This is a genomic window from Marivita sp. (assembly GCF_020055675.1).
Classification (GTDB): domain Bacteria; phylum Pseudomonadota; class Alphaproteobacteria; order Rhodobacterales; family Rhodobacteraceae; genus Marivita.
The window spans coordinates 142,275-150,103 of the sequence record NZ_JAIPUS010000005.1 but is presented as its reverse complement, the minus strand read 5'-3'; the positions used below and the strand labels follow the sequence as shown (position 1 = coordinate 150,103).

Here is a 7,829-nt window from a genome sequence, read left to right as displayed (position 1 = left end):
TCTGTCCCATGTCCGCACCTCAATCATTTGGTGCCACATGACGAATCATGATCGATTCCTCTCGGACAAGACCAAGACTGATGGGTGAATCAATTCACCGCATCAGACTTGTGGGTAACTGCAAGGCTGATCGAGCGCATACATGACCCCCGGGCGGATGTCATGCGTCTCGCCTGTTCCGAGATCGGTGATCCGGCCGCGTCCGGATATGCAGTAGACGCTTTCGAAGTGGTTCTTGTAGTGGAACGTATGTTCCGAGCCGGCCTTCAGAATGGTGATGTGGAACGAAAAGCCCATCCCGTCGTCGGCCAGCAGCATCCGCACGCTGGTCCATTCCGCGTTCGATACGGCGCGGTCACTGCTCTTGAGGTCATTGAAGTCTCTGACGATCATGAATTTACTCCGCTGCGTCTTTTTTATTCGAGGTGGCCGCGCCGACCGCGTTCTCGAGCATATCGAGCCCTTCATCGAGCACGGCGTCGGGCATGGTCAGGGCGCCCAGGAATTTCACCACTTCGTCATTGGCACCGGAGGTTTCGATGATCAACCCGCGCTCGAACGCTTCCGCGCAGACCTGCTCGGCCACGTCTCCCGAGCCTACATTGATCCCCTGCATCATGCCGCGCCCGCGCATTTCAGCCCCCGGCACCTGCTTGGCGATCTTCGACAGGCGATCGTGCAGATGTGCGCCCTTGCGGCGGACCTCGGCGGCAAAGCTGTCATCCTTCCAGAACTTCTCAAGCGTGACACGCGCGGTCACAAAGGCATGGGTGTTGCCGCGGAAGGTGCCGTTGTGTTCGGCCGGTTTCCAGATGTCATGCTCCGGCTTGATGAGCAGCGCCGCGAAGGGCAGCCCGAAGCCGGACAGCGATTTCGCCTGCGTGATCATGTCGGGCTCGATCCCCGCTTGTTCGAACGAAAAATAGGTTCCGGTACGACCGCACCCCGACTGGATGTCGTCGATGATCAGAAGCGCCCCGAGCTTTTTCGCAAGCCGCGCGACGCCCTGCATCCACTCATCGGATGCCGCGTTCAGCCCGCCTTCGCCTTGCACCGGCTCGAAGATGAAGGCCGCCGGGGCGTCAAGTCCGGACGAGGGATTGTCGAACATGATCTCAAGGTGCTTCAACGTATCGATATCGGCGCCGAGCGACCGGTCGTAGGGCATGTGGGTCGCTCCACAGAGCGGGCCACTGCCTGCGCCGGCGCGTTTGCCAGCGTTCCCGGTGAGCGACAATGCGCCCATGCTCATGCCGTGAAAGCCATTGGTGAAGGAGACGATGTTGCGCCGCCCGGTGACCTTGCGTGCGAGTTTCATCGCGGCTTCGACGGCGTTGGTTCCGGTGGGTCCGGTCATCATCACCTTGTGGTCCATGCCGCGCGGCTTGAGGATGATCTCCTCGAAGGCTTCGAGAAAACGGGCTTTTTCGACAGTGTACATGTCCAGCCCGTGCGCGATGCCGCCGGACTTGATATGGTCGATCAACGCGTCCTGCATGTCAGGGTCGTTGTGGCCATAGTTCAGGGTCGAACAGCCTGCCAAAAAGTCGATATACCTGCGCCCTTCGGTGTCGAACATCTGGCTGCCCTCGGCACGGGCAAAGGTGACAGGGAAGCTACGGCAATAGCTGCGGACCTGTGACTCGCGGCGGTCGAAGATGTCAGTCTGCATTGTCGGTTCCAATTTCTTTTGAGGGGGCTGGGTTTTCCTTGTCGGCGCGGGAGATCCCACTGATCGTGACCATGTATTCGGTCGCATGGTTGCCGCCGAAATGCGCATCCTTCTTGTAGTGCGGCTCGTGATCAAGCTCGGCATCCATGTTATCTGCGAAACTGTCGAACAACGCCCAGCTTGCCTTGTTATCCGCAGTTATCGTCGTCTTGAGCTGTGTGACCTCGGCGCAAACGGGACGATTGAGCAGCTCCTCCAGCATCTTTTTTGCAACGCCCCGGCCGCGCGCGGCCTCACCGACGGCGACCTGCCACACGAACAGTGTCTCAGGGTCGTCCGGCGGGATGAAGGCCGAAATCCAGCCGACAATCATGTCGCCAAGTTCCGCGATAACGCATGTATTCGCGAACTGGTCACACTGAACAAGATTGCAGTAGATGGAGTTTTCGTCAAGCGGACCGCTTTTTTGAACGAGGTCCCAGACATCCGCCCCGTCTTCGGACGTGGGGGGACGAAAGGTGATTGGCAGGCCGGCAGGGTCGTCGGGCATGATCTGTCTCGATTCGATGACGAGGCCACATCATAATGGTCGTCGGGGCGACGTGTAAGGCAAAAGCCCCGAAATCGCAGCTTTGGCAGCTCTGAGGCCGGATGCGCGGGTCTGCCGCGTCTCGCCAATTTCCTGTCGACGATCTTGAAGGAAGACGCGCCCGTTTTCCACCATATGGTCTCTCTTGAAAATCTACGGCATGGTGCGCGGATGGAAGACATGCACCGAAAAATCAGGCTGCTTTATACTGGTAAAAGCCAGCGCGCCCGATGGTTTCGCTACGGATTACTCGGGTTCGACGCGCTGACTATCATCTATTTCATCGCAACCGCAGCGCTGCCCATGACACCGGTCTTGACGGTCATGAACATCATGCTTGGCGTGCTGATCATGCTCGATCTCGCGGCGCGATTCTGGATTGCAGAAAATCGGCGCCGCGAATTGGCCCGACTCTACACGCTGGCGGATCTGATCGTCGTGGCCTCGCTTCTGCTCGCGCCGCTGATCGCGGAAAACTTGGCTTTTCTGCGTGTTCTGCGGGTCCTGCGCGTGCTTCACGCCTATCGCCTCCTGCATGATCTGCGCAGCAAAAGCCTGGTCTTTCGCCGGCACGAGGATGCGATCCTCGCCGCAAGCAACCTGTTCGTCTTCATCTTCGTCACCACATCCGTCGTGTTCGTGCTGACGTTCGACGAAACCGACGGCATCATCGGGTATATCGATGCGCTCTATTTCACCGTGGCGACGCTGACGACGACAGGCTTTGGCGATATCACCATGACAACGCCCGGCGGCAAACTGCTGTCGGTCTTCATCATGGTTGTCGGTGTCGCGCTCTTCGTGCAGCTCGCCCGTGCGATCTTCCAGCCGTCCAAGATCAAGTACAAATGTCCCAATTGCGGCCTGAACCGGCACGAACCCGATGCGATCCACTGCAAGCATTGCGGCGAATCTTTGAAGATCGAAACGGAGGGGGACACCGGGGCGTATGGGTCGTAATCACTCGGCCCCGTCAAGCCATTTGGAAAAACGGCGTTGGCGCAGCTTGTCTGTGTTCGCGTACCAGCCGCTGTCCCTGACAAGTGCCCGGCCGCCATGTTGCGGAGCGTTTGGCAGGTAGGCGCGCATTGGCACGCCGGTTTGCGGGTTGATGCCGATCCGGTTGAATGCAGAGACGCGCGTGGGCCCGTAGGGGATTTGGGTGGCGAAGCGGGCCATGCTGGCGGGCTGGGTGGCATGGACAATGAACGCCCGCGCCGCATCGGGTGCCTTCGTGCTGGCGGCGATGGCCCAGACCTCGATCCCGATGATGCGGCCATCCCAGACGATGTCGATGGGCGCGCGGCCACGCTGCGCGATGTCGAAGAAACGACCGTTGAACCCGGCCGCCATGACCGCCCGGCCGTCAGCGAGCATATCTGCCGGTTCCGCCGGATCTTCCCACCAGATGATATCGTCGCGGATGGTCCCCAGTTTTCGGAACGCCAGCCGCAACCCGCGATCGGTGCTGAGCAGGCCATAGACCTGTTCCGGAGGCACGCCTTCCGCCAACAAGGCCCATTCCAGGATACCATCCGGGCTGCGTTGAATGGCGCGGGGGCCGGGAAAGCGGTCGGTATCGAAGAAATCCTCGATCCGGGTCGGCTTGACCCCTGCAAAGGCGCGGTCGTCAAACGCCATGACGCGGGCATAGGCGTTTTGTGGCACGGCGCATCTGTCGGGCCCGAAAGGGGTGAAATCCTCCAGCGTCTCGGAGGAAAAGAGTGACCTTGGTGTCATTTCAAGCAACAGGCCCCGCGCGCAGGCGACGCGCGCCTGGTCTGACAGCATATCGATCACATCCCACCCGTCCTCGGCGCCACGCGCTTCGAGTGCAGCCCAGCTTCCATCGTATTCAGCGACGGTGACGGTCTGGCCTGTTTGCCGGGCATAGGGGTCAATGATTGCATGTCTTTGAGCCGCTTCATAAGCCCCGCCCCAGGAGACGACCGTCAGGTCTTCTGCAGCCACCGGAGCCGCGACCAGCAGGCAGAGACTGACAAAATCAGATCGCCGCATTTTCCTCCCTCCGCAGCCGTACCCCCTCATCGAGCCAGGCCGAGACAAGATCCGCCTCGGATACAGCTCCGAGATATGTTCCGTTCTCTTGCGAGACGACAGGTACCGCATCGCCGACGAACCCGCGCAAGCGTTCCATCGCCTCCGCCAGATCGGTGGTGTCGTGAAAAACCAGCCGGGCGGGCCCCACATCCGACCCCACCCGCGTGGCGGTGCCTTGGGCGCCGGGTGTGAACACGCCCACCAGCGTGCCGTCGGTGTCGAGGACAAAAGCCTCGCGCCATCCCCGCGCCTGAAGACGGTCCGACACATCCTGCGCCGCATCCTCCGCTGTCGCGGTCACCGCATCCGGTTGCAGATAATCGACAACCTTCAAGGCCGCGAAATGCGCGCGATCGCGCCCCAGCGAGAAATCGATACCGCGGCGCGCCAACTGCACGTCAAACAGGGACCGACCGAAAGCGCGATGTGACAAGAGGTTCGAAAAGACGACAGCCACCATGGCCGCGATGGTCACATCGTAGTTCCGAGTAAGTTCGAACACGATCAAGATGCAGGTCAGGGGTGCCCCGATCACGGCACTTGCGAACCCCATCATCCCGCTGATTGCGTAGATTGCCGCGCCGGAGCTGGGCACACCTGCAACGCCGGACGCGAGTGTCCAGAAAAACACCCCGATCAGGCTGCCGATGAGGAGCGAGGGGCTGAAGGCGCCACCCGAAAAGCCTGCTCCGATGCACAGGGCCGTCAGGACGGTCTTGGCGCAGATCAGGACAATCACTTCGCCCAATCCGAACGCGCCGTCGATCGTGGCAAAGCGCAGGGTCGAGGTGCCGATCCCAAGAACATCCGGCAAGGCCAGCGCCGTCAGCCCGACCGCAAGACCTGCCATCGCGGTGCGCAGTTCGGGCCATTTGATCCAGCGCGCTAGCGTCGGACCGACAGCCAGAAGCAACCGCATGAAAAGAATGGCAGCCATGGCCACCACGAGGCCCAGCACGGCGACAAGCGCGAATTCGTAGCCATGTGTGATGCCGGGAGATTCGATCCGGAACAGCGCGGGCCGTTCGAAAATCACGTTCGCGATCACATAGCCTGTCACCGACGCGACCGTGACCGGCGCAAAGGCGCGCGTCGCATAGTGGCGCAAGACGACCTCATGGGCGAACAGGACACCCGCTATCGGCGCATTGAAGGCGGTAGAGATCGCCGCGGCAACACCGCAGCCGATGGCGATGCTGGCAAGGTTCGGCACACCCAGGCGCAACCGATGTGCAAAACTGCCAAAGATCGCCCCAAGGTAGACCATTGGCCCGTATTGGCCCACCGATGCCCCGGCCCCCAGGGACAGCGCGGCGGTTCCCGTCGAAACCAGCCCGCTGCGCAGACCGGGAAGAGGCCGGTGGAACTGGACCGCCTCGATCACGTCTGGCGGACCAAGCGGGCGCTGTGCGGGTGACAGGTGCTTGTGGACCAGGCCAACGATCAAGCCGCCCAGGGTCGGCACCAGCACGGTCGTCGTGGCCACGAGCCAGGGCAGGCTTTCCCATTGCACCCGCGCCTTGGGGGCAACCAGCAGACCGGTATTCAGAAGAGACACCAGTTCCACCAGCGCAATGGCGGCCAGCGACGCCGCACTCCCGGCGGTCAACGCGATGCCTGTCAAGACAAGCATGCGCATAAGCGGAGGCGCGGTGCCGATTTGTGTTCCGGAAGTCATTCGTGGCGATCATTGACGGAATAACCGCGTGACGCAACGGCTGCGGCGGACTCAAGCTTTGCAGGCAGGTGATGTGTCTCTCGACAAACCAATCAAGGTGGTCTGAACTGCCTGTCATGCCCCCGGGCGCGCTGTGTCAGGCACCCCCGGACCCGAGGATGTCCCCGTCACGTCGAATTCCATCCTTTCTGCCAAGCGCGATTAATGGCACCATCGTATCGCGGAATATCCGCATAAATGTAGTAAATGTAGTAAAAGGAGTCTTATCATGGGACTTGGTGACATGCTCGGGAACGCGGCCGGGGCATTGGGCGGCACGGATGACATCGTGTCAAAGATCAGTGAAAGCGGTATCGACTTGTCCGCGCTGACGGAAATGGACGCTGACAGCGTAACGGCCATGCTCGAGGAGAAAGGGATCGACCTGTCGATCCTCGAAAGCCTGGGGCTCTCGGTCGAGGACGTGGTCGAGAAGGTCAAGGAACATCTGGGCTGAGCGATTTGGACCCAAGGCACAGGTTTCGACCTGTGCCGATTTGACAGGGGCGGCTCTCCCGGCGGATGCCATATCTGCCACGGCCATCATTCACACGGCGGCTGGCAGAGATCGAACGTGTCACCCCCCCACTTTCGAGATAGAGACCTCGGTCTTATGTCCTTCAAAGATACAGGAGGTGACTTTTGACGACACATGCAACGACGCTCCCCCCGATTGACCCGGAGCGCGCGGCGATCATCGAAGACTTTGGCGGCAAACTTACCGCGCTCGATCCGATCGGCGCGCAAGTCTCGGGAATAGACCTGTCCTCCAAGAACGCGCCGCCCCCCGAGGTCGTCGATGCTCTGGACCGCGAAATGGCATATCGCGGTTTTCTGGTGTTCAAGAACAACTCGCGGTTGGACCACGAGGACTTCTTGCGCGCCAGCTGTCTATGGGGCGGGAAAGAACTGCACAGCACGCATGGCGTTCACCCGGAAACACCGGACGGCAATCCCCATATTTTTCGCCTGTCGAACGACAGGCGCCACGGCATTCCCGATGTCGGCCCGCAATGGCACAATGACGGCAGCTTTCTGCCCGCAACGTTTTCCCATTCGGGCTATCACATCATCCGACCCGCCGAAAAAGGCGGGGGCACCCATTTCGCACACCAGGGCCTTGCCTTCGCGGCGCTGCCCGAAGATCGGCAAGAACGCTGGAGCCGCCTGTTCTCGGTGAACTCGGCCTCAGGGGTGGTGCATCCCCTGGTTCACACGCACCCGGTTTCGGGGCAAAAATGCATCTGGCTGCATCTGGGCATGACCGGCGCGGTGATCGAAAAACTGCCCGACCGGGATGGCTTCAGCCTGCTGCAGGCCGACGACCTGAAGCAACTGTGCCACGCGTATAACGACATCCTGAATGCCGGTCTGACCAATGGCTACGCGGTGGCCTATGAATACCACGAGAACGATTGCGTCTTCATTGACAATCTCGCAGTCGCGCATCGCGCGGCCCCGGAGGCGCATATGCCGGTCGAGCAACAGGGGTTGCGGATCATGCATCGCAGCACGGTGAAAGGGATTCAGGACCTCGCACCATCCTTCGGCCTGCCGCAGCATGTGGATATCGATGGCCCAAATCCGATCGGTGAGGGTGTCTGGCAAGGCGGAGGTGTCGGCTTTCGCTGGGACGAAGGCATCCCGATGCGGAACTAGAGCGGGCCGCATTCATTTGCTGTCTCGCGACCCGCTCTATCCGTCTGAAGCCGCATCTTTTAGGCGGGCAAAACCGGTTCCGCTTTTTGCCCGCTGTGATCAGGAACCCGGGCCGTCACCGCGGCAACCGC

7 protein-coding genes and 1 pseudogene are annotated in these 7,829 nt (G+C 60.9%); 3 read left to right on the top strand and 5 right to left on the bottom strand.

Features of this window, described 5'->3' with window-relative positions; all coding sequences use genetic code 11:
• Window positions 1-129: 129 nt before the first annotated feature.
• From LCF59_RS05920 to ectA, 3 genes and pseudogenes are all read right to left on the bottom strand, one after another.
• Window positions 130-393: pseudogene (locus tag LCF59_RS05920) on the bottom strand (ectoine synthase); the annotation flags it as partial.
• Window positions 394-397: 4 nt separating this feature from the next.
• Window positions 398-1,672: a diaminobutyrate--2-oxoglutarate transaminase gene (gene ectB / locus LCF59_RS05915; RefSeq protein WP_292286524.1), complete on the bottom strand. Its 1,275-nt coding sequence runs from the start codon at window positions 1,670-1,672 to the stop codon at window positions 398-400.
• A complete protein-coding gene (ectA, locus tag LCF59_RS05910; protein ID WP_292286523.1) occupies window positions 1,662-2,222 on the bottom strand; it encodes a diaminobutyrate acetyltransferase in 561 nt (186 codons plus the stop codon). Before ectA ends, ectB begins: the two co-directional genes overlap by 11 nt.
• 219 nt (window positions 2,223-2,441) lie before the next feature.
• Between ectA and LCF59_RS05905 the strand changes: the two genes are divergently transcribed.
• Window positions 2,442-3,221, top strand: coding sequence for an ion channel (locus LCF59_RS05905; RefSeq protein ID WP_292286522.1), 780 nt, complete (start codon window positions 2,442-2,444; stop codon window positions 3,219-3,221).
• Here the strand turns inward: LCF59_RS05905 and LCF59_RS05900 are convergent, their stop codons facing one another.
• Entirely contained in the window at window positions 3,222-4,280 is a 1,059-nt protein-coding gene (locus LCF59_RS05900) for an extracellular solute-binding protein (RefSeq protein ID WP_292286521.1), read from the bottom strand.
• Window positions 4,267-5,955, bottom strand: a complete 1,689-nt coding sequence (locus LCF59_RS05895) for a chloride channel protein (RefSeq protein ID WP_292286520.1) — start codon at window positions 5,953-5,955, stop codon at window positions 4,267-4,269. The genes LCF59_RS05900 and LCF59_RS05895 overlap by 14 nt, the downstream gene beginning before the upstream one ends.
• A 313-nt stretch (window positions 5,956-6,268) precedes the next feature.
• On the opposite strand from LCF59_RS05895, the gene LCF59_RS05890 reads away from it, so the two are divergent.
• Window positions 6,269-6,496 (top strand): hypothetical protein, encoded by a 228-nt coding sequence (locus LCF59_RS05890; RefSeq protein ID WP_292286519.1) that lies wholly within the window; start codon window positions 6,269-6,271, stop codon window positions 6,494-6,496.
• A gap of 185 nt (window positions 6,497-6,681) precedes the next feature.
• Window positions 6,682-7,698, top strand: a complete 1,017-nt coding sequence (locus LCF59_RS05885; RefSeq protein WP_292286518.1) for a TauD/TfdA family dioxygenase — start codon at window positions 6,682-6,684, stop codon at window positions 7,696-7,698.
• Window positions 7,699-7,829 lie beyond the last annotated feature (131 nt).